The organism is Micromonospora sp. AP08 (genome assembly GCF_008085935.1).
In the GTDB taxonomy this organism is placed as follows: Bacteria; Actinomycetota; Actinomycetes; order Mycobacteriales; family Micromonosporaceae; genus Micromonospora; species Micromonospora chersina.
Window position 1 is genome coordinate 456,036 of sequence record NZ_VSEZ01000001.1, and the last position, 19,080, is coordinate 475,115.

At 75.0% G+C, this 19,080-nt stretch carries 19 protein-coding genes; 15 read left to right on the forward strand and 4 right to left on the reverse strand.

The features are described 5' to 3' along the window. The first annotated feature begins 74 nt into the window (after positions 1-74). The 5 genes from FXF50_RS02065 (at position 75) to FXF50_RS02085 (ending at position 5,218) form a co-directional block, all read left to right on the forward strand. A complete protein-coding gene (locus FXF50_RS02065) occupies positions 75-1,040 on the forward strand; it encodes a hypothetical protein (RefSeq protein WP_148425463.1) in 966 nt (321 codons plus the stop codon). Positions 1,041-1,044: 4 nt separating this feature from the next. Next, positions 1,045-2,649 carry an asparagine synthetase B gene (locus tag FXF50_RS02070; protein ID WP_148425464.1) on the forward strand — a complete coding sequence of 535 codons (1,605 nt, stop codon included), beginning with the start codon at positions 1,045-1,047 and terminating at the stop codon, positions 2,647-2,649. A gap of 85 nt (positions 2,650-2,734) precedes the next feature. Beyond that, entirely contained in the window at positions 2,735-3,208 is a 474-nt protein-coding gene (locus FXF50_RS02075) for a DUF1203 domain-containing protein (RefSeq protein WP_148425465.1), read from the forward strand. 36 nt (positions 3,209-3,244) lie between these two features. Next, positions 3,245-4,180 carry a PfkB family carbohydrate kinase gene (locus tag FXF50_RS02080; protein WP_148425466.1) on the forward strand — a complete coding sequence of 312 codons (936 nt, stop codon included), beginning with the start codon at positions 3,245-3,247 and terminating at the stop codon, positions 4,178-4,180. A gap of 45 nt (positions 4,181-4,225) precedes the next feature. Next, positions 4,226-5,218, forward strand: a complete 993-nt coding sequence (locus FXF50_RS02085; RefSeq protein WP_148425467.1) for a linear amide C-N hydrolase — start codon at positions 4,226-4,228, stop codon at positions 5,216-5,218. A 55-nt stretch (positions 5,219-5,273) separates the two neighbouring features. Here the strand turns inward: FXF50_RS02085 and FXF50_RS02090 are convergent, their stop codons facing one another. Further along, entirely contained in the window at positions 5,274-6,725 is a 1,452-nt protein-coding gene (locus FXF50_RS02090; protein ID WP_148425468.1) for an LVIVD repeat-containing protein, read from the reverse strand. Between the two features lie 138 nt (positions 6,726-6,863). Between FXF50_RS02090 and FXF50_RS02095 the strand changes: the two genes are divergently transcribed. Continuing rightward, positions 6,864-7,550 carry a DUF305 domain-containing protein gene (locus FXF50_RS02095; protein ID WP_148425469.1) on the forward strand — a complete coding sequence of 229 codons (687 nt, stop codon included), beginning with the start codon at positions 6,864-6,866 and terminating at the stop codon, positions 7,548-7,550. A gap of 15 nt (positions 7,551-7,565) precedes the next feature. On the opposite strand, the gene FXF50_RS02100 is transcribed toward FXF50_RS02095, so the two are convergent. Then, on the reverse strand, positions 7,566-7,913 hold the full coding sequence (locus FXF50_RS02100; RefSeq protein ID WP_255509839.1) for a hypothetical protein: 348 nt from the start codon (positions 7,911-7,913) through the stop codon (positions 7,566-7,568). A 308-nt stretch (positions 7,914-8,221) separates the two neighbouring features. On the opposite strand from FXF50_RS02100, the gene FXF50_RS02105 reads away from it, so the two are divergent. Continuing rightward, a complete protein-coding gene (locus FXF50_RS02105; protein ID WP_148425470.1) occupies positions 8,222-8,443 on the forward strand; it encodes a GntR family transcriptional regulator in 222 nt (73 codons plus the stop codon). Between the two features lie 95 nt (positions 8,444-8,538). Here FXF50_RS02105 and FXF50_RS02110 read toward each other — a convergent pair whose 3' ends face one another. Further along, positions 8,539-9,924, reverse strand: a complete 1,386-nt coding sequence (locus tag FXF50_RS02110; protein ID WP_148425471.1) for a serine/threonine-protein kinase — start codon at positions 9,922-9,924, stop codon at positions 8,539-8,541. 557 nt (positions 9,925-10,481) lie between these two features. Between FXF50_RS02110 and FXF50_RS02115 the strand changes: the two genes are divergently transcribed. The 8 genes from FXF50_RS02115 (at position 10,482) to FXF50_RS02150 (ending at position 17,619) form a co-directional block, all read left to right on the forward strand. Further along, complete coding sequence (locus FXF50_RS02115) at positions 10,482-11,123, forward strand: RNA polymerase sigma factor (protein WP_148425472.1); 642 nt, start codon at positions 10,482-10,484, stop codon at positions 11,121-11,123. A gap of 16 nt (positions 11,124-11,139) precedes the next feature. Then, positions 11,140-11,928: a hypothetical protein gene (locus FXF50_RS02120; protein ID WP_187399477.1), complete on the forward strand. Its 789-nt coding sequence runs from the start codon at positions 11,140-11,142 to the stop codon at positions 11,926-11,928. Positions 11,929-12,092: 164 nt separating this feature from the next. Next, positions 12,093-13,328, forward strand: coding sequence for an ergothioneine biosynthesis glutamate--cysteine ligase EgtA (gene egtA / locus FXF50_RS02125; RefSeq protein ID WP_148425473.1), 1,236 nt, complete (start codon positions 12,093-12,095; stop codon positions 13,326-13,328). Beyond that, on the forward strand, positions 13,325-14,659 hold the full coding sequence (gene egtB / locus FXF50_RS02130) for an ergothioneine biosynthesis protein EgtB (protein WP_148425474.1): 1,335 nt from the start codon (positions 13,325-13,327) through the stop codon (positions 14,657-14,659). The genes egtA and egtB overlap by 4 nt, the downstream gene beginning before the upstream one ends. Positions 14,660-14,675: 16 nt before the next feature. Next, the gene (egtC, locus tag FXF50_RS02135) at positions 14,676-15,422 is read left to right on the forward strand and encodes an ergothioneine biosynthesis protein EgtC (RefSeq protein ID WP_148425475.1); all 747 of its coding nucleotides are present in this window, start codon (positions 14,676-14,678) and stop codon (positions 15,420-15,422) included. Positions 15,423-15,461: 39 nt separating this feature from the next. Beyond that, the gene (gene egtD, locus FXF50_RS02140; protein WP_148425476.1) at positions 15,462-16,427 is read left to right on the forward strand and encodes an L-histidine N(alpha)-methyltransferase; all 966 of its coding nucleotides are present in this window, start codon (positions 15,462-15,464) and stop codon (positions 16,425-16,427) included. Positions 16,428-16,663: 236 nt separating this feature from the next. Beyond that, entirely contained in the window at positions 16,664-17,251 is a 588-nt protein-coding gene (locus FXF50_RS02145; protein WP_107077702.1) for a TMEM165/GDT1 family protein, read from the forward strand. A 164-nt stretch (positions 17,252-17,415) separates the two neighbouring features. Then, positions 17,416-17,619 (forward strand): hypothetical protein, encoded by a 204-nt coding sequence (locus FXF50_RS02150; protein ID WP_148425477.1) that lies wholly within the window; start codon positions 17,416-17,418, stop codon positions 17,617-17,619. A gap of 32 nt (positions 17,620-17,651) precedes the next feature. Here FXF50_RS02150 and nhaA read toward each other — a convergent pair whose 3' ends face one another. Then, positions 17,652-18,953 carry a Na+/H+ antiporter NhaA gene (nhaA, locus tag FXF50_RS02155; RefSeq protein ID WP_148425478.1) on the reverse strand — a complete coding sequence of 434 codons (1,302 nt, stop codon included), beginning with the start codon at positions 18,951-18,953 and terminating at the stop codon, positions 17,652-17,654. Positions 18,954-19,080 lie beyond the last annotated feature (127 nt).

Here is a 19,080-nt window from a genome sequence, read left to right on the forward strand (position 1 = left end):
GAGGTGCCGGTGCAGGTGATTACGGTGTGTTTCAGGTTCGACTACGCCGTGTCCTGCCCGGAGAGGGGCCGACCATGCGAGTGCCCAGCCGAAGCCCCGGCCACCAGCCCGGATCCGCCGTCGCGTCCGCCGCCCCCGCCCGCCGGCTGCCCCCGGCCGACGGCCGGCGCCCCGGGCCCGAGCAGCCGGACCTGGCCGCGTACCGGACCGCGGTGGCGGAACTGCTCGTCGAGGTGGGCGCCCTGGCGGACGCCCCGTCCACGACGGCCCGCCAGGTGCTGCTCGACCAGCGGCTGCGGGAGCCGGCCATCGCCGCCGTCCTCGACGCCACCCCGCAGGGCTTCGTGGGCGCCCGGGAGACGCTGCTGCTGGAGATGGCCCGCTACCAGCCCAACACCCGCAGCTCGGCGCAGGACCTGACCGCGCTGGTGCGGATCTACCTGCTCTCCCGGATCGACGTGATGTGGTGGCGGGACAGCCCGACCTTCCTCACCGACGGCCAGGTCGACACCAGCACCGACCTGGTCGACCTGGAATGGCTGCGCCGGCGCGGGCTGCTCGCCTTCCGCTACCAGGAGCAGCCCGCCACCGTCGTCGGTCGCGGACTGCGGGCGGTCCGGCGGCGGTTGCGCCCGGACGCCACCCCGCGTACCGCCGGGCTGCGGTTCCGCCGGGCCCGGCGCGAGATGATCGCGCTGCTCAACGACATGGGCCGCGAGTTCGCCGCGGCCGCCCGGCCAGGCACCCCGCCGCTCTGGGTCACCAGCCTGGCCCGCAGCGCCGAGCACCAGTACCGGCTGCGCCGGCTCGGCTACGCCGCCATGGTGCCCAGCGGGCACTGCCTCGGCTGGGCGGCCGACGTGGAACTGGCCTGGTACCGGCGGTTCGGCGCCCGGGACCTCCTCGCCGACCTGCTGCTGGCCCGGCAGGAGGTCGGCGAGATCAACGTGGTCGACGAGGGCCAGGCGTGGCACCTCTGCCTCGCGCCCACCGCCCAGCGCCGGTTCCGGCGCGCGTACGAGGCCGAGATGGGGGTCTGAGCGGATGTGCGGCATCGCGCTGAGCATCGGCCCCGAGGCCGACCCCGCCACCTTCCGCCGGATGCTGGCCGTCCTCGCCCCGCGCGGCGAGGTGACCGAGACCCGGCAGGAGGAGGGCCTGCTCACCGGCGTACGGCGGTTGCGGGTGGTGGACCGCGAACGGGCGGTGCAGCCCTGGGTCTCGCCCGACGAGCGGCACGTGCTCTGCTACAACGGCGAGGTCTTCAACCACCACGAACTGCGCGCGGAGCTGACCCGCCTCGGGTACGAGTTCCGCACCACCGGCGACACCGAGGTGGTGCTCGCCGCCTTCCGCCACTGGGGCGAGGAGGCGGTGCGCCGGCTACGCGGTGAGTACGCCTTCGTGGTGGTGGAGCGGCCCACCGGCCGGGCGTACCTGGCCCGGGACCCGCTCGGGGTGAAGTCGCTCTACTGGTCCCGCGGCCTGGGCTGCCTGCACCTCGCCTCGGAGGTGAAGGCGCTGGTCGGGCACGGCGCGCCGATCAGCGAGGTGCCGCCCGGGCACCACGGCTGGGCCGAGCCCGACGGGCCGGTCCGGCTGCGCCCGTACGTCGACCTGCTCACCCTCGGCGCCGGGTTGCCGGTGATCGACGACCCGGACGAGGCCGCGCTGCTCGTCCGTGTCGCGCTCACCGACAGCATCCGGGTACGGCTGGACACCGACCTCACCGTCGGCGTGGTGCTCTCCGGCGGTCTGGACAGCTCGCTGGCCCTGCTGCACGCCCGGCAGCTGCACCCGGACTGCGTGGCGGTGACGGTCGGCGTGCCGGACAGCCCCGACGTGGCGTACGCCCGCCGGCTCGCGGCCGACCTGGGCGTGCCGCACGAGGTGATCGAGCTGCGCCCGCGCGACATCCGGCTGGCCGACGTGCGCGAGGCGATCCGGATCTCCGAGCTGACCGAGTACGGCGACATCATCAACGCCGTGGTCTCGGTGCCGATCTTCCGGCGGCTGCGGGAGCTGGGCGTGAAGGTGGTGCTCACCGGCGACGGCTCGGACGAGCTGTTCGGCGGGTACCCGATGTACCACCAGGTCGGCCCGGAACGGTCCCGCCGGCTCTTCCTCCACAAGATCCGCAACCTGTGCCGGACCGAGCTGCAACGGGTGGACCGGGCCAGCATGGGTCACGGCGTGGAGGCCCGGGTGCCCTTCCTCGACCTCAGCGTGGTCGAGCTGGCCATGCGGCTGCCGCTTTCCCTGAAGCTGCGCGACGGGCAGGAGAAGTGGATCGTCCGGCGGGCCTTCGCCGACCTGCTGCCCGACTACATCCGGCGGCGGCCGAAGAACCCGATGTCGTACTCGTCGGGGCTGCACGAGCGGGCCCGGCTCTACAAGCCGCTCTTCGCCCGGCTGCACCGCTCCTTCGGCTACCACCTGCTCGAACCCGTCCGGCGGGACTTCGACAGCGTGCTGACCCGGTGCGGCAACGACCTGGACCGGGCCATCGCCGACGGGCTGGCCCGGCCGGACTACACGGTCCTGGAGCACGCCCGGGACCTGGTCGGCGCCGCGAAGTGGAACGCCGTGCCGGTGGTCCGCCGGCTGGTCGGCCCGCGTGCCGTGCGGCGCGTCGCCTCCCGCCCGTGAGCCCCGCCCACGCGGGCGGCCCCGCCGGCACGCGAGGTCCGATCGCCGCCAGCCACCGGCGGCGGCCCGGGCCAGGCTGGAGGGCATGACGACGACGCGCACCAGGTACGTGATCCGACCCGTGCCCGCCGAGGTGCTGGCCGACCTGCGGCGCACCGGCCGCGACGCCTCCGGCCGGCCGCCCGAGCGGAGCTGCGCCGAGGGCGGCGAGCCGCTGCGCTGTTGCCTCCGCGACGCCACGCCGGGCGAGCCGCTGCTGCTGTTCGGGTACGCCCCGCCGCTGCCGCCCGGCCCGTACCGGGAGGTGGGGCCGATCTTCGCGCACGCGGTCGACTGCCCCGGCCCGGCCGACCCGACGGCGTACCCGCCCGACTGGCGGGGGCGGCCCCAGGTCCTCCGGGCGTACGACCGGCGGGGCCGCATCGTCGGCGGCCGGCGGCACGACGGCGACGACCCGGAGGCGGTCATCGCCGAGCTGCTGGCCGACCCGGCGGTGGACCGCCTGCACAGCCGCAACGTGGTGTACGGCTGCTGGATGTTCACGGTGGTCCGCGGCTGAGCGCGTGACCGGCGGTGGCCCGGGTATCAGCCCGGGATGACCGGACTGGACGCGATCGTGGTGGGGCAGGTGGCCCGGGACCTCGTGCTGCTGGTGGACGAGGTGCCCGGCCCGTCCGGGACGGCCCCGGTGCGCTGCCGCCGGGAACTGCTCGGCGGCAAGGGGGCCAACCAGGCGGTCGGGCTGGCCCAGCTCGGCATCCGGGTGGGGCTGCTCGGCGTGGTGGGCGAGGACGAGGTCGGCGACCGGCTGCTGGGCCGGGCCCGCAGCGACGGCATCGACGTGGCCCCGGTGCTGCGCCGGCCGGACACGCCGAGCGCGCTCATCGTGGACGTGGTGGACGCCCGGGCCCACTGGCGCTACCTGGAGGACATCCCCGAGGCGACCCTGCTCAGCGAGGAGGACGTGACCGGCGCGGCCGAGGTGCTGCGGGCCGCCCGGGCGGTGGTCGTCCAGCTCCAGCAGCCGCTGCCGGCGGCGCTCGCGGCGACCCGGCACGCCCGCGACGCCGGCCGGCTCGTGGTGCTCGACGGCGCGCCGGAGGACCCGGACGGGTCGGCGGAGCTGCTGTCCCGGGCCGACGTGCTGCGGGCCGACGCGCGGGAGGCCGGGCTGCTGCTCGGCGGCGACCCGCCGAAGGACGCCGACGCGGGGCTGCGCGCCGGCCGGGACCTGGCCGCCCGAGGGCCGGCGCTGGTCGCGGTCGAGGTGGCGGGGGAGGGGAACGCCTTCGTCTGGCCCGGCGGGGAGCTGTTCGTGCCGCTGAGCGAGACGCCCACGGTGGACAGCACCGGCGCCGGGGACGCGTTCGTCGCCGCCGTGACGGCCGGCCTGCTCCGCGACGACCCGTACCCCCGGCTGGCCCGGTACGCGGTCGCGGCGGCCGGCGCGACGGTGGGCCATCCCGGCGGCCGGCCCGCCCTCGCTCCCGAGGCGATCGAGGCGCAGCTGGCCCGGATCCCGGAGCGCTGACGTCCCGGATGGACATCCGTCGCCGTCTCTTCTAGCGTCGCGGGCATGCGGAGGACCCCGCTCGTCACCGGGCTCGCCCTGCTCCTCGTGGCCACCGGCTGCGGTGGGGGCGGCCGGCCCGCCGAGCCGGCCGGGGCCGGCACGCCGACCGCCTCCCGGCAGGACGCCGGCCAGGTCGAGCGGACGCTGGCCAGCCTGCGCCGGGTCGACGACCTGCCGCTGTACGAGATGACCTACGTGGGTGACTACGACCCGACCGTCGGCGTCGCGGGCACCCCGCAGGCCACGCCGTTCGGCTGTTCCCTGTTCGCCGCCCGGGGCGACCGGAGCCGGCCGCTGTTCGCCCGCAACTTCGACTGGGACGCGAACCCGGCGCTGGTGCTGCGCACCGACCCGCCGGACGGGTACGCCTCGATCTCCCTGGTGGACATCTCCTACCTGGGGGTGACGGCCGACCCGGCCGGGGACCGCCGGCTGCTGAACGCGCCCCTGCTGCCCTTCGACGGGATGAACGAGCGGGGCCTGGCCGTGGGGCTGGCCGCCGACGACGGCGCCACGGCGGAGGCGGTGCCCGGCCGGCCCACCGCGGGTTCGGTGCGCATCCTGCGCCTGGTGCTGGACTCGGCCGCCACCGTGGACGAGGCGATCGCCGTGTTCGGCCGCTACAACCTGGACTTCGACGGCGGCCCGCCGCTGCACTACCTGATCGCCGACGCCACCGGCGCGTCCGCGGTGATCGAGTTCGTGGACGGCCGGATGCGGGCCGAGAAGGGCCTGGGCGCCTGGCAGGCGCTGACCAACGTGCCGGCCGTCGGGGTGGCCGACCGTGACCTGCGCACCGACCACCGCTACGGGGTGCTGGCCGAGGCGCTGGACCGGGCCGGCGGGGCGGTGGACGCCCCGGGTGCGCTGCGCCTGCTCGACGCCGTGCGCCAGGCGCACACCCGCTGGTCGGTGACGTACGGGCTGCGCACCGGCGAGGTGCGGCTGGTCACCGCGGGCGGCGGCGAGCGCGACTACCGGCTGCCGATGAACTGAGCCGGGCCCGACCCCGCGAGGGGGCCGGACCCGGCCGGCGGTCACGAGCCGAGGGTCACCAGCTCAGGTAGCCCGTCTGGGTCTGCACGTTCAGCTCGGGCACCTGGATCAGCCGCGCCACCCAGGTGCGCGGGTCGCGCAGTTCCAGCACGTCCAGTCCCTTCTGGATGTCGCTGGAGTAGATGTGGCCGTTGTACCAGTAGGCCGACCAGGATCCGCCGGTGCGCAGCCGCTCGGCGTCCAGCGGGCCCCGCTCCCAGAAGCCGATCTCCTTGGGGTGCCGGGAGTCGGTGAAGTCCCAGACCGAGATGCCGCCCTGGTACCAGGCCTGGACCATGATGTCCCGGCCGGGCACCGGCACCAGCGAGCCGTTGTGCGCCACGCAGTTCTCGGTGTCGGCGTTGGCCCGGGGGATCTTGTAGTAGCTGCGGAACGCCAACCGGCGGTCGTCGCCGCGGCCGGTGATGTCGTAGATGGCGTCCGCGCCGCGGCTCGGCCCGGTGGCCTCGTTGCAGGTCGCCGCGCCACCCCCGCCCAGCTCGTCGGTGAAGACCACCTTCGTGCCGGAGTTGTTGAAGGTCGCCGAGTGCCAGAACGCGAAGTTCTCGGTGTCCCGGACCCGCTCGATCACCCGCGGCGCCTCCCGGTCGGCGATGTCGAGCAGGATGCCGTCGCCCATGCAGGCGCCGGCGGCCAGGTCCTTCGCGGGGTACGCGGTGATGTCGTGGCAGCCGGTGGTGGCCGACTTCTCACCCGGGATGCCCGGGTAGCCGCCGTCCGGGAACAGGTTCGGGGTGGCCACCACGGCGGCGTCCGTCGGCGACCGCAGCGGCACCTTCACGATGGAGATCGAGTCGTGCGGCGGCTGGCAGTCCGGGAACTCGGCCCGCGGGCTGTACGACGACACGTACAGGTAGACGGTCCGCCGGTCCTTGCCCGGCACCAGGGTGTGGGTGTGCGAGCCGCACGCGGTCTCCACCGACTTGATGTAGCGCGGGCTGCTCTTGTCGCTGATGTCGAAGACCTTGATGCCCTCCCACGACCCCTTCTCGGAGGCGGGCTGGGCGACGCTGCTGCACGAGTCGTCGCTGCGGGAGGAGTCGGTGGAGAGGAAGAGGAGGTCGCCGTGGACGGAGATGTCGTTCTGCGAGCCCGGGCAGAGCACCTGCGACACGATGGTCGGCGCGCTCGGCCGGGAGACGTCGTAGATGACGAAGCCGTCGTAGTTGCCGACGAAGGCGTACCGGCCCTGGAACGCGATGTCGGTGCCGAACGCCGTGGAGGTGTTGAAGGGCGCCTGCTTCGGCAGGTTGGCGACCTGGCGCAGGTTGGGACTGCTGGAGACCTCGTCGACCCCGGGGACGGCGCTGTCCACCGCGGCCGGTGCGGTCGCCGCGCGGGGGGTCTCCTGGGCGCTGCTCGGTGGGGCGGTGACGACGCCGGCGACGAGCAGGCCGGCGGCGGCGAGGCTGACGATCCGGGTTCGGGACGTGCGGATACTGATCATCGGCGGCACCCTCCGAAAGGGGATGATGATTTGCCACACCTTACCGGCCTGCGACAGACATCAATGTGACGCCGGTCACATCTAAGCGGGATTGTCTATGGATAGGATCGCTGCCACCTCGACCGGAGGGAGTGCCGTATGACCGGCCGGCAGAGACGCGTCTGGCTCGCCGTCACAGCGCTGGTGGTGCTCCTGGCCGGCGCCGGCGTGGCGCTGGCCGCGCGAGGGGACGAGCCCGCGGCGGCTCCGGCGAGCCCGTCCGCCACCGGAGGCGCGCCGCCGGTGGACGCCCCGCCGGTCGTCGTGCCCGGCCGGCCCGGGGAGCCGGCGGCCACCCGCGCCGCGCAGGAGGTCCGGGGCGCGGCGCCGCCCCGCTACAACGGCCTCGACGTCTGGTACGTCCGGATGATGATCCCGCACCACCAGCAGGCCGTGGAGATGGCGAGCCTCGCCCCCGACCGGGCCGCCGACCCCCGCGTACGTGCCGTCGCCGACCGGATCCGCGCCGCCCAGGGACCCGAGATCGGGGTGCTGCGCGGCTGGCTCGGCGAGCGCGACCTGCCCGCCGAGGTCCCCGGGCACGACCACGGCACGATGCGCGGCATGCAGTCCGCCGAGGCGATGCGGCAGCTCGCCGACGCCCGGGGCGCCGAGTTCGACCGGCTCTTCGTGCGGATGATGACCGCGCACCACGAGGGCGCCGTGGTCATGTCCACCGACCTGCTCAAGGTGGGGGCGGACCAGACCCTCCAGGAGTTCGCCAACGGGGTCGCCAGCGAGCAGTCCGCCGAGATCGCCCGCCTCCGCGAGCTGGTCACGCCCTGAGCCGATTCATGATCGTCAGGGTTGGTCGGGGAATCTTGGACACTTGCCGTTCGGTGCGAACGGTAAGTCTCCAAGATCGCGCCGGTGCCGCGGCGCGGCGACCTCGCGGTCGCAGGCGCCGTCGTGGTCGGCCGGGCGGGGGCAGCGGGCGTCGCCGGGCAGTCGGGCGTCACACCAGATCCGGGTACGCACGAACTGCCGGTCCTCCTCGCTGAGCGTGGTCTCGCCGAAGTCGATGGCGCTGACGTGGGCGAGCGATTCGCGCAGCGCGACGGCCAGCGCGGTGGCCTCGACGAGCCGGGTGAGCGTGGTGGGCAGGTGGATGATCCAGCGCGGCTCGGAAGCCGCGTCGGTGGCGTCCATGGCTCTCCCTGGGGGCGATGGAGGTGGCGCCGAGGCGGGCGGGGACGGCCGGCGCGACCGCGCGCCCGAGCCGGTCGGAGCCCGGCACCCGCCCCGGGCCTGTCGGTGGCAACTGTTGCCGGGGCTGTGGTCGGAGCAGCGGGACGGCCGGGCCGCCGGACGCCGCTCCGAGAGGTGACGCCGCAGTGCCTAGCTGGGAGCCGCCTCGCTCACGAACCATACCGACAATACTGGTAAAGTCAACGATGCTCTTGAAGTCCTCCCGCATGGCGTGATCAGATGGGCGTGCCTAGCTGGGAGTACTTCGCATGCCCGCACCACGGAAGTTCGAGCCGCACTACCGGCGGATCATCGCCGACATCAGGGGTCGCATCGCCTCGGGCGAGTGGCCGCCGGGCCACAAGCTGCCGTCGACCAAGGCGCTGGCCGACCTGTACGAGGTCGGCAGCCAGTCCACGGTCCTGATCGAGACCGGGGAACTGTACGGGCACCAGGGTCTGGGCGTCTTCGTGGCCGACCCGTCCTCGTAACGGGTGGGCATCGACGTGCGGGGTGCCGCGGACTAGGAGCGTGCGACGGCCCGGTCACTTCCAGGGTGACCGGGCCGTGAGCGGGTGGATCGGGATCACTCGGTGCCGGCGGGCGGCGGATCCGGCGGAGTGCTCTCGGTGGTGGGCGGCGGGTCGACCGGGGCAGTGGTCGTCGTCGGCGGCGGGTTCGCCGGGGTGGTCGGCGACGTCTGCGGATCCGTCGGTCGGGTCGACGAAGGCGTGGCGGAGGGCGACGGCTGGACCGGTCCACTCCCGGTCGGGCTCGGCGTCGCCGAGCCCGAGGTCGAGGTCCGGCCGGTCGGGCCCACCGGACGGTAGCTGCGACCGCCGCCCTCCGTCGGCGGCGCCTCGGTCACCGCGGCGTCCGCCACCGAGTTGCTCGGGGCAACCGCCGGCACGGTCGAGTCGAGCTGGGTGGCCGGCGCCTCGGCGTTCTTCGCCGCGCCCAGGGCGGCCCCCAGCGCGGTCAGCGCCACCAGCACGGCGGCCGCCGCGCCGACCAGCGTGCCGCGCCGACCCGCCCGGCGGACCGGGGCCACCAGGGCCCCCGGCGCGGCGGCGGTCAGGTCGTCGCGCGTGCGGCTCGACCCGGTCGCGCCGCGCAGCGCCACCGGCACCATCGCCGTGGGCGCCTCGGAACCGGCCGCGCGGGCGGCCTCGGCCATCGCCGCGGCGGTGGGGAAGCGGTCCGCCGGGTCCTTGGCCAGGGCCCGGGCCACCAGGTCCCGGACCTGGTGGGGAATCTCGTCCGGCAGTTCCGGCGGCTCGTCGTCGAGGTGGCGGACCGCCACCTGGAGCGGGTTGTCGCCGGTGAAGGGCGGGCTGCCGGTGAGGCAGCAGTAGGCGACCGCGCCGAGCGCGTAGACGTCGGTGGCGCCGGAGACCGGACGACCGGCGGCCTGCTCGGGGGCCATGTAGAGGGCGGTGCCGGGCACCGCGTTCGTGCTGGTGATGCTGGTCACGTTGGTCGACCTGGCCACCCCGAAGTCGACGAGCACCACGGTGCCGTCGTCCTGCACGAGCAGGTTGCTCGGCTTGACGTCGCGGTGGACGATGCCCCGGGTGTGCGCCGCGTGCAGGGCCTGGGCCACCTGCGCCACGATGGACATGGTCTCGCCGACCCCGAGCTGCCCGGCCGCCTCGATGCGGCGGGAGAGCGGCTCGCCCGCCACGAACTCCATGACCAGGTAGTCGGCGCGGCCGCCGTCGGGCAGCTCGTCCTCGCCGCAGTCGAAGACCTGGACCACGCCCGGGTGGCGCAGCGACGCCATGATCCGCGCCTCGGCGCGGAAGCGGGCGATGAAGTCGGGGTCGGAGACCAGCGCGGGCAGCAGGACCTTCACCGCGACCGGACGGCCGAGCACCAGGTCCGTGGCACGCCAGACGTCGCCCATGCCGCCGGTGGCGACACGGTCATCAAGGCGGTACCGACCGCTGAGTACGACGTCTGAGGACAGCACCTCCCTACCGTACCCAGAGTGGCGGCGGAGTATTTCCCGCGATCTCTCCCGTCACGACCGGCGGGCGGCCTGGCGGGCTCGGCCGAACGGCCAACCGTCGCCACGCCGAATGGCTGACCGTGACGACTCGCGTACGATCGGCCAGGAATGAGCGCTCGGCAGATCGTGTGTCCGGGTTCCGGCTTGGCGTACATCCGCTGTTCACCGGCGCGCAGCGTGCTCGCGGTGGCGTTCGTTACACCGACCCGCCGTGATCATGTGTAGAGAATTCTCACTCTTTTCCTGGCCGATCGCGCCTTGTCGAACCCGTCCGTCCGCTCCTAGCGTTGGCCGGGCTCCCGGCCGCCCGAGGACGCCGGTACGGTATGTCCGCCGACGCCCGTCCTGCGCGGCGGTGTCCAACGGCGCGCCCGCACCTCCCCGTGCTGGTGCGGATCAGGTCAGCGGGGGGCTGATGGTGCGGGTGGAGGTCCGGTCGTCCGACCGGGCGGGCGTCGGGCACACCGGCACCGGCGGGCGCCGGTCCGGGGAGTCGGCACGTCGGGAACGGCGGAACAATGACCGGTGAGCTGAACGAGGCGGTCGTCGCCGCCCAGGCGGGCGACGAGGCGGCGTTCCGCTTCCTCTACCGCAGCCTCCAGCCCGGCCTGCTCCGCTACCTCACCGCCCTGGTCGGCGCCGATGCCGAGGACGTGGCCTCGGAGGCGTGGCTCCAGATCTCCCGCGACCTGCCCAGCTTCACCGGCGGCGAGTTCCGTGCCTGGACGGTCACCATCGCCCGCAACCGGGCCATGGACCACCTGCGCCGGCAGCGGCGGCGGCCGGCCCTGCCGGTGCCCGTGCAAGCGCTCAGCGAACTGGCCGGGGACGCCGACACCGCCGAGCGGGCCGGCGAGACCATCGGCACCGAGAGCGCCCTGGCGCTGATCGCCAGCCTGCCGCCCCGCGAGGCGGAGGCGGTGCTGCTGCGCGCCGTGATCGGGCTCGACGCGGAGACCGCGGGGCGGGTGCTCGGCCGGCGGGCCGGCGCCGTGCGGACCGCCGCGCACCGGGGGCTGCGCCGGCTGGCCGGCATGCTGGAGCGGGCCGACCCCGACCAGTCGTCGGACCGGGCCGGGGGAACGACCCCGCCCCGCCCCCGTGCCGGCCGGGGACGCCAGGCGCCGCAGGCGCCCAAGGCCGAGCCGGCGGACGGTTGACGTGGAGGGAAACGGGATGAGCTTTCGCCGGTCCGACCGCCCCGCCGACCGGGCGGAGTCGGAGCGCCTCCTCGACGCGGCCCGCGCCGGCGCACCCGCGGAGCCGGGGGGAGACCCGCTGGCGCACCTGCTCGCCGCGGCGGCCGCGCCGGCCGACCCGGGCGAGCTGGCCGGCGAGGAGCGGGCCCTCGCCGCGTTCCGCGCCGCCCGGGCGGCGCCGGTCCCGGCCCCGGCGGTGGCGCCACGCCCGCGCCACCGCTTCCGGCTCGGCGCGGCCCTGGCCGGGCTCGCCGCCACCGCCACCGCCGGGGTCGCGTTCGCCGCGGTGAGCCTCGACCGCGGCACCGAACCGACGCCCCCGCCGGCGCCGAGCACCTCGGGCAGCACCGGCGCCGGCAGCACCGGCCCGGGCACGCCGACCGACTCCGGATCCGGGAGCGCCGGCCCGACCGGGGGCGTCCCGTCCACCGCGCCGACGCCCGGCGCCTCCGGCGGCCCGGGACGGCCGCCGACCGCCGGACAGCTGGCCGGCCTGTGCCGCGGCTACCTGGCGAAGTCGGACGGGCAGCGGGCCCGGGCGCTGGAGACCGCGGCGTACGCCGACCTCGTCACCGCCGCCGGTGGCGCCGACCGGGTCGAGGGCTATTGCCTGGCCCTGGTGCGGGAGAAGTCACCGGAGCCCGCGCCGAAGCCGTCCGCCGACGGCGGGAAGACGCCGTCGGCCGAGGAGCGCAGGGCGACGCCGCCCACGCCCGCCGCCCCGACCCCACGGACCGGGAAGCCGACCAGCGCTCCCGGTCGCTGAGCCCGGCCCGGCCCGCAACCGGATTCCGGACAAAAATTCATCTCCTCGGGCAGGCGAACTCCGTCTGCTAGACAGAAGATGGTGGGACCGGCGGGACACCCGGCCGGCACGGCCGGGTGCCCACTGACAGCGCGGTCGCCCACCCCGGGGAGAGGAGCCGTCTCTTGGTGATGTCGCCGGAGCTGGACCGGACCACCGTCCTGGGGGACGAGGCGGCGGCCCGCGGGCACCTGGCCAGGATCTGTTTCAAGACCGGGCCACCCACCCTGACCGGCGTCGAGCTGGAATGGACGGTGCACGACGCCGCGGACCCGACCCGCCCGGTCGACCGCGAGCGACTGCGCCGGGCGCTGGGACGGCACAGCCCCGTCACCATCGACCCCACCAGCCCGGCCGCCGGGCTCCGGCGCGGTGGCACCGTGACCGTGGAGCCGGGCGGGCAGGTGGAGATCTCCTCCGCGCCGCGACCCTCGGTCGCCGCGCTCATCCTGGCCACCGAGGCCGACCTCGCCGAGTTGCAGGCCCTCCTGGATGCCGCCGGTCTCGTCCTGGGCCGCACCGGCATGGACCCCTGGCGCCCCCCGCGCCCCGTCGTGGATACCCCGCGCTACCGGGCCATGCGCTGCGTCTTCGACCGGCACGGGCCGGCCGGACGAGCGATGATGTACAGCACCGCCGGGCTCCAGGTCTGCCTGGACGCCGGCGAGCCGGACCGGGTGGCCGAGCGGTGGGCCGCCGTCCACGCCGTCGGGCCGCCGCTGCTGGCCGCCTTCGCCACCGCCGACCGGCACGCCGGCCGGCGCACCGGCTGGGCCTCGACCCGGATGGCCGCCTGGCTGGCCATCGACCCGGCGCGCACCCGACCGGTCTGGTCGCCGGCCCGTGCCCACCTCGACCCGGTCGCCGCCTGGACCGAGTACGCGCTCGCCGCGCCGCTGCTCTGCGTCCGCGGCGACGGTCCGGACTGGACCCCGCCCCCGGGTGTCACCTTCGCCGACTGGCTGGCCGGGGCGCTGCCGCACCCGCCGAGCACCGACGACCTGGAATACCACCTCAGCACGCTCTTTCCGCCGGTGCGCCCGCGCGGCTACCTGGAGGTCCGCTATCTGGACGCCCAGCCCGGTCGGGAGTGGACGGTGCCGCTGGCGGTGCTCGCCGCGCTCCTCGCCGACCCCGTCACCACCCGGGACGCGCTGGCCGCCGCCACCCCGGTCGCCGACCGCTGGTCCGCGGCGGCCCGGCGCGGGCTGACCGAGCGACCGCTGGCCGCCGCCGCGGCGGCCCTGTTCGACCTGGCCCTGGGGGCCCTGCCCCGGCTGGACCTGCCGGCGGGGATCCACGACGAGACGAGCCGAGCGATCCGGCGGCGCCGCGCCGCCGCGGAGAGGGGACACCGGTGACCACGACCGACCGGCCGGCCACGCAGGGCGAGCAGCTGCGCAGCCGGATCGCGGCCGAGCTGGAGCGCACCCGCGCCCGGACCGCGCTGCTGACCGACGCGGTGGACGACGACGACCTGGTGCGGCAGCACTCCACGCTGATGTCCCCGCTGGTCTGGGACCTGGCGCACGTCGGCAACCAGGAGGAGCTGTGGCTGGTCCGTGACGTCGGCGGGCGCGAGCCGGTGCGCCGCGACATCGACGACCTGTACGACGCCTTCAAGCAACCCCGCAAGGACCGCCCGGCGCTGCCGCTGCTGCCCCCCGCCGAGGCACGGGCGTACGTGCGTACCGTCCGGGACAAGGTGTACGACCTGCTGGACGGGATCCGGTTCACCGAACGGAAGCTGGTCGAGGACGGCTTCGCCTTCGGCATGATCGTCCAGCACGAGCAGCAGCACGACGAGACCATGCTCGCCACCCACCAGCTGCGCGCCGGTGGCCCGGTGCTGGACGCCCCGCCGCCGCCCGAGCCGCGGGTCCGGGTCGGCGGCGAGGTGCTGGTGCCGGCCGGGCCGTTCACCATGGGCACCTCCACCGACCCGTGGGCGCTGGACAACGAGCGGCCCGCGCACACCGTCGACCTGCCGGCGTACGCCATCGACGCGGCGCCGGTCACCAACGGGCAGTTCCGCGCCTTCATGGCCGACGGCGGCTACGACGAGCCGCGCTGGTGGAGCGAGGCCGGCTGGCGGCACCGGGTCGAGGCCGGGTTGAGCGCCCCGATGCACTGGCGGCGGGACGGGGACGGCTGGGCGTACCGCCGGTTCGGCCGCTGGTCGCCGGTGCGCGACGACGAGCCGGTGGTGCACGTCTGCTTCCACGAGGCGGCGGCGTACGCGGCCTGGGCCGGCAAGCGGCTGCCCACCGAGGCGGAGTGGGAGAAGGCGGCCCGCTGGGACCCGGCGACCGGCCGGTCCCGCCGCTACCCGTGGGGCGACGCGGACCCGACCGGCGCGCACGCGAACCTCGGGCAGCGGCACCTGTGGCCGGCGCCGGTGGGCGCGTACCCGGACGGCGCCTCCCCGCTCGGCGTGCACCAGCTCATCGGTGACGTCTGGGAGTGGACCTCGACGGCCTTCCGGGGCCACCCGGGCTTCGTGGCGTTCCCCTACCCGGAATACTCGGAGGTCTTCTTCGGCGACGACTACCGGGTGCTGCGTGGCGGCTCGTTCGGCACCGACCGGTCGGCCTGCCGGGGCACCTTCCGCAACTGGGACTACCCGATCCGGCGGCAGATCTTCAGCGGTTTCCGCTGCGCCCGCGACGCCCGCCCAGAGGAGGCGGCGTGACGGCTGGTGCCGCCTGATGTGCCGCCACCTGGCCTACCTCGGTCCGCCGGTCAGCCTGGGCAGCCTGCTCCTCGAGCCGCCGTACGGGCTGCTGCGGCAGTCCTGGGCGCCGCGCGACATGCGCGGCGGCGGCACCATCAACGCCGACGGCTTCGGGGTCGGCTGGTACCCGGGCGACGGCGACCCGGTCCGCTACCGGCGGGCCCAGCCGATGTGGAGCGACACCACCCTGCCGGACCTGGCCGCCGTGACGGTCGCGGGCGCGGTGCTGGCCGCCGTCCGGTCCGCCACGGTCGGCATGCCGCTGCACGAGACGGCGGCCGCGCCGTTCGCCGAGGGGCGCTGGCTGTTCAGCCACAACGGCGTGGTCCGGGGCTGGCCGGACAGCCTGGTGCCGCTCGCCGCCGGGCTGCCCGTCCGTGACCTGCTGACCCTGGAGGTGCCGACCGACTCGGCGCTGCTGTGGGCGCTGGTCCGGCACCGGCTGCGGGCCGGCGCGGCGCCCGGCGACGCCCTCGCCGAGACCGTCGCGGCGGTCTCCGCCGCCGCCCCCGGATCGCGGCTGAACCTGCTGCTCACCGACGGCGCCACGGTGGCGGCCAGCGTGGCCGGGCACGCGCTGTCGGTGCGCCGTACCCCGGACTCGGTGCTGCTGGCCTCCGAGCCCTTCGACGACGACCCCGGCTGGCGGGCGGTGCCGGACGGCCGGCTCGTGGTGGCCACCGCCGGCAGGCTGGACAGCCGGGAGCTGACGGTCGCCTGAACCCGTTTCCCACACCGGTAGGAACAGGAAGGACTGCTGATGAGCGCGGAGCCGCTGGAGATCCACCTGGAGGAGCAGGACCTCGGCCGAAGCCTGCGGGAGGACGTGCGGGCCGGGCTGACGGCGACGCCGAAGTGGCTGCCACCGAAATGGTTCTACGACGCCCGGGGCAGCGCGCTCTTCGAGGAGATCACCCGGTTGCCGGAGTACTACCCGACCCGGGCCGAGCGGGCGGTGCTGGCCGCGCACGCCGACGACATCGCCGCGGTGACCGGCGCGAAGACCCTGATCGAGCTGGGCTCCGGCTCGTCGGAGAAGACCCGGCTGCTGCTGGACGCCTTCACCCGACACGGCGACCTGGGCACCTTCGTCCCGCTGGACGTCTCCGTCAGCGCGCTGCGCCAGTCCACCGCGCAGATCGCCGCCGCGTACCCGGGGCTGCGGGTTCGGGGCATCGTGGGCGACTTCACCCGGCACCTGGACCGGCTGCCCACCGGCGGCCGGCGGCTGGTCCTGTTCCTCGGCGGGACCATCGGCAACCTGCTGCCGGCGGAACGGGCGGAGTTCCTCACCGCGATGCGCGCGGCGCTGGAGCGCGGCGACTGGCTGCTGATCGGCACCGACCTGGTGAAGGACCCGTCGGTGATCGTCCCCGCCTACGACGACGCGGCCGGGGTGACCGCCGAGTTCAACCGCAACGTGCTCCGGGTGATCAACCGGGAGCTGGGGGCGGACTTCGACCCGGCGGCGTTCCGGCACGTGGCGGTCTGGGATCCGGAGCACGAGTGGATCGAGATGCGGCTGCGCGCCGAGCACCCCGCCCGGGTTCACGTGCTGGACCTGGAGGTCGGGTTCGCCGCCGGCGAGGAGCTGCGGACCGAGGTCTCGGCCAAGTTCCGACCCGAGGGGATCGCCCGGGAGCTGGCCGCGGCCGGGTTCGTCCAGCAGGAGTTCTGGACCGATCCGGACGGGCTCTTCGGGGTCAGCCTGGCCCGGGCCGACTGAGCCGCCCGGCCGCCGCGGGTGAGCCTGTTCACCCGCGGGGGCCCGCCCCGGCGTGATCAGCTAGGCTGGCGGCGCGAAGGGGAGTAGCCCCCAATGTCGTGGTCGACATACTGGTGCGTTCCGCATCCGGCCACGCGGCCCCGGTCCCCGGGGCGGGCGAGACCTTCGACTCAGGCTGTCGCAGCCGGGTCGAGGGCGCCCCCGTACCTCCTCCCGGCTTGATCGGGAAGGTTCACATGGACGGTTTCCTCGTCGCGCTGGTGATCAGCTTCGGCGTCATCTTCGTCGCCGAGCTGGGCGACAAGTCCCAGCTCATGGCGCTGACATTCGCCACCCGGTTCAAGCCCGTGCCGGTGCTCATCGGCATCACGGTCGCCACCGCGGTCGTGCACCTGGCCTCGGTCGCCATCGGGTACGGCCTCCACGCCGCGCTGCCCACCAGCTGGATCTCGCTCATCGCCGGTCTGGCGTTCCTCGGCTTCGGCGCCTGGACGCTGCGCGGCGACAAGCTGACCGAGGAGGAGAAGCGCAAGGCGGAGAAGAGCAGCCGCAACGCGATCATCACCGTCGGTGTGGCGTTCTTCCTGGCCGAGCTGGGCGACAAGACCATGCTCGCCACCATCACCCTGGCCACCAAGTACGGCTGGTTCGGCACCTGGCTGGGCTCGACCCTCGGCATGGTCGCCGCCGACGCCCTGGCGATCCTGGTGGGCCGCCTGCTCGGCCGTCACCTGCCGGAGAAGGCCATCCGGTACGGCGCGGCCGTGCTCTTCGCCATCTCCGGCCTCTGGCTGGTCCTCGAGGCGGTCGCCGAGCTGACCTGAGCCCGCCGGCCGGTTCCGCCGGGCGCGTCGGCGGCGGAACCGGCCACGGATGATCGAGAACCTGGTCACCTGGGTATGAACATCCGGGCGACGCCGCGGCGGGTGCCGACCACCCGCCTAGCGTGAGCCACGAGAGGAAACCCGACGACCGGGAGGTCCCGCGCATGAGCAGGCACGACGAGCCCAATGAGTACGGCTTTGCCGGGGATCCCGCCGCTCCCGAGCCTCCGCCCGGCGGGCGCTCGGACGAGCAGGACCGGGCCGAGGAGGTCGCGGTGCCGGGCGACGACCTCCTCGACCCGTACGCCGACGCGGTGGAGGAGGAGACCGACGGGACGGCGGAGGAGAGGGCCCGCCGCCGGCGGTGAGCCCGGCGCGGCGTGCCGGGCCGGTGGCCGCGCTACGCGGTCTCGTCCTGGTAGACGTCCGGCACGCCGTCGCCGTCGCTGTCCCGGCTCTCCCGGTCGGAGATCCGCCGGTAGACCCGGTTGCGCCGAACCAGGACCGTCGTGGCCAGCCCGGCCGAGAGCAGCGAGCCGAGCAGCACGGCGACCTTCACCCGCTCGTCCTCGGGGCTGCCCGGCCCGAACGCCAGCTCACCGATGAGCAGCGAGACGGTGAAACCGATGCCGGCCAGCAGGGCCAGCCCGGCCAGGTCCGCCCAGGTGATCTCCTCGTCGAGTTCCGCGCGGGTGAACCGGGCCAGCAGGAACGTCGAGCCGAACACCCCGACCGCCTTGCCGAGCACCAGCCCGGCGGCCACCCCGAGCACCACCGGGTCGGTGAGCACCCCGGCCAGGTCGACGTCGACAAGCGTCACCCCGGCGGCGAAGAACGCGAAGACCGGCACGGCGAAGCCCGCCGAGACGGGTCGCCACCGGTGCTCCAGCCGCTCGGCCAGCCCCGGCCCGCGACCCCGGGTGGCCAGCACGGGCACCGTGAAGCCGAGCAGCACCCCGGCCACCGTGGCGTGCACGCCGGAGGCGTGCACCAGCACCCAGGCGGCCACCGCGAGCGGGATCAGGGCCCACCACCAGGTCCGGCGGCGCTGCACCAGCAGGGCGAAGGCGGCGATCGGCAGCAGCGCCGCGAGCAGCGGCACCGGGTGGAAGTCGGCGGTGTAGAAGACCGCGATGATGATGATCGCGAAGAGGTCGTCGACCACCGCGAGGGTGAGCAGGAAGGCCCGCAGGCCCTGCGGCAGGTGCGAGCTGACCACGGCGAGCACGGCGAGCGCGAAGGCGATGTCGGTGGCGGTGGGGATCGCCCAGCCCCGCAGTCCGGCCCCGCCGGCGCCGAGCGTCACGGCGAGGTAGACCAGCGCCGGCACGAGCATGCCGCCCATCGCGGCCACCACGGGCAGCGCCGCCCGCCGCGGGTCGCGCAGGTCGCCGGCCACGAACTCCCGCTTGAGCTCCAGGCCGACCACGAAGAAGAAGATCGCCAGCAGGCCGTCGGCGGCCCAGGCGGCCAGGTTCAGGTCCAGGTGCAGCGCCGCGCCGCCGGGCCAGGGCACCCGGTCGCCCAGTTCGGCGTACGCCGACCGCCAGGGAGAGTTGGCCCAGATCAGGGCGATGACCGCACCGAGCAGCAACAGACCGCCGCCCACCGTCTCGGTGCGCAGCACGTCGGCCAGGAACCGGGCCTCCGGCCAGGACCGGCGGGAGAGCAGGCGAGGGGACCGCCGGGTGGGCTCGGTCATGCGGTGTCCGTTCCGGGAGCAGGGGTCGGCGAAGAAACGCCGACCAGTCTTCCCGGCACACCGCTTCCGACCCTATCCGCCCGGACGGCGTGCGGCGACCGGACCGGGTGGGACGCCCCTCTCACGA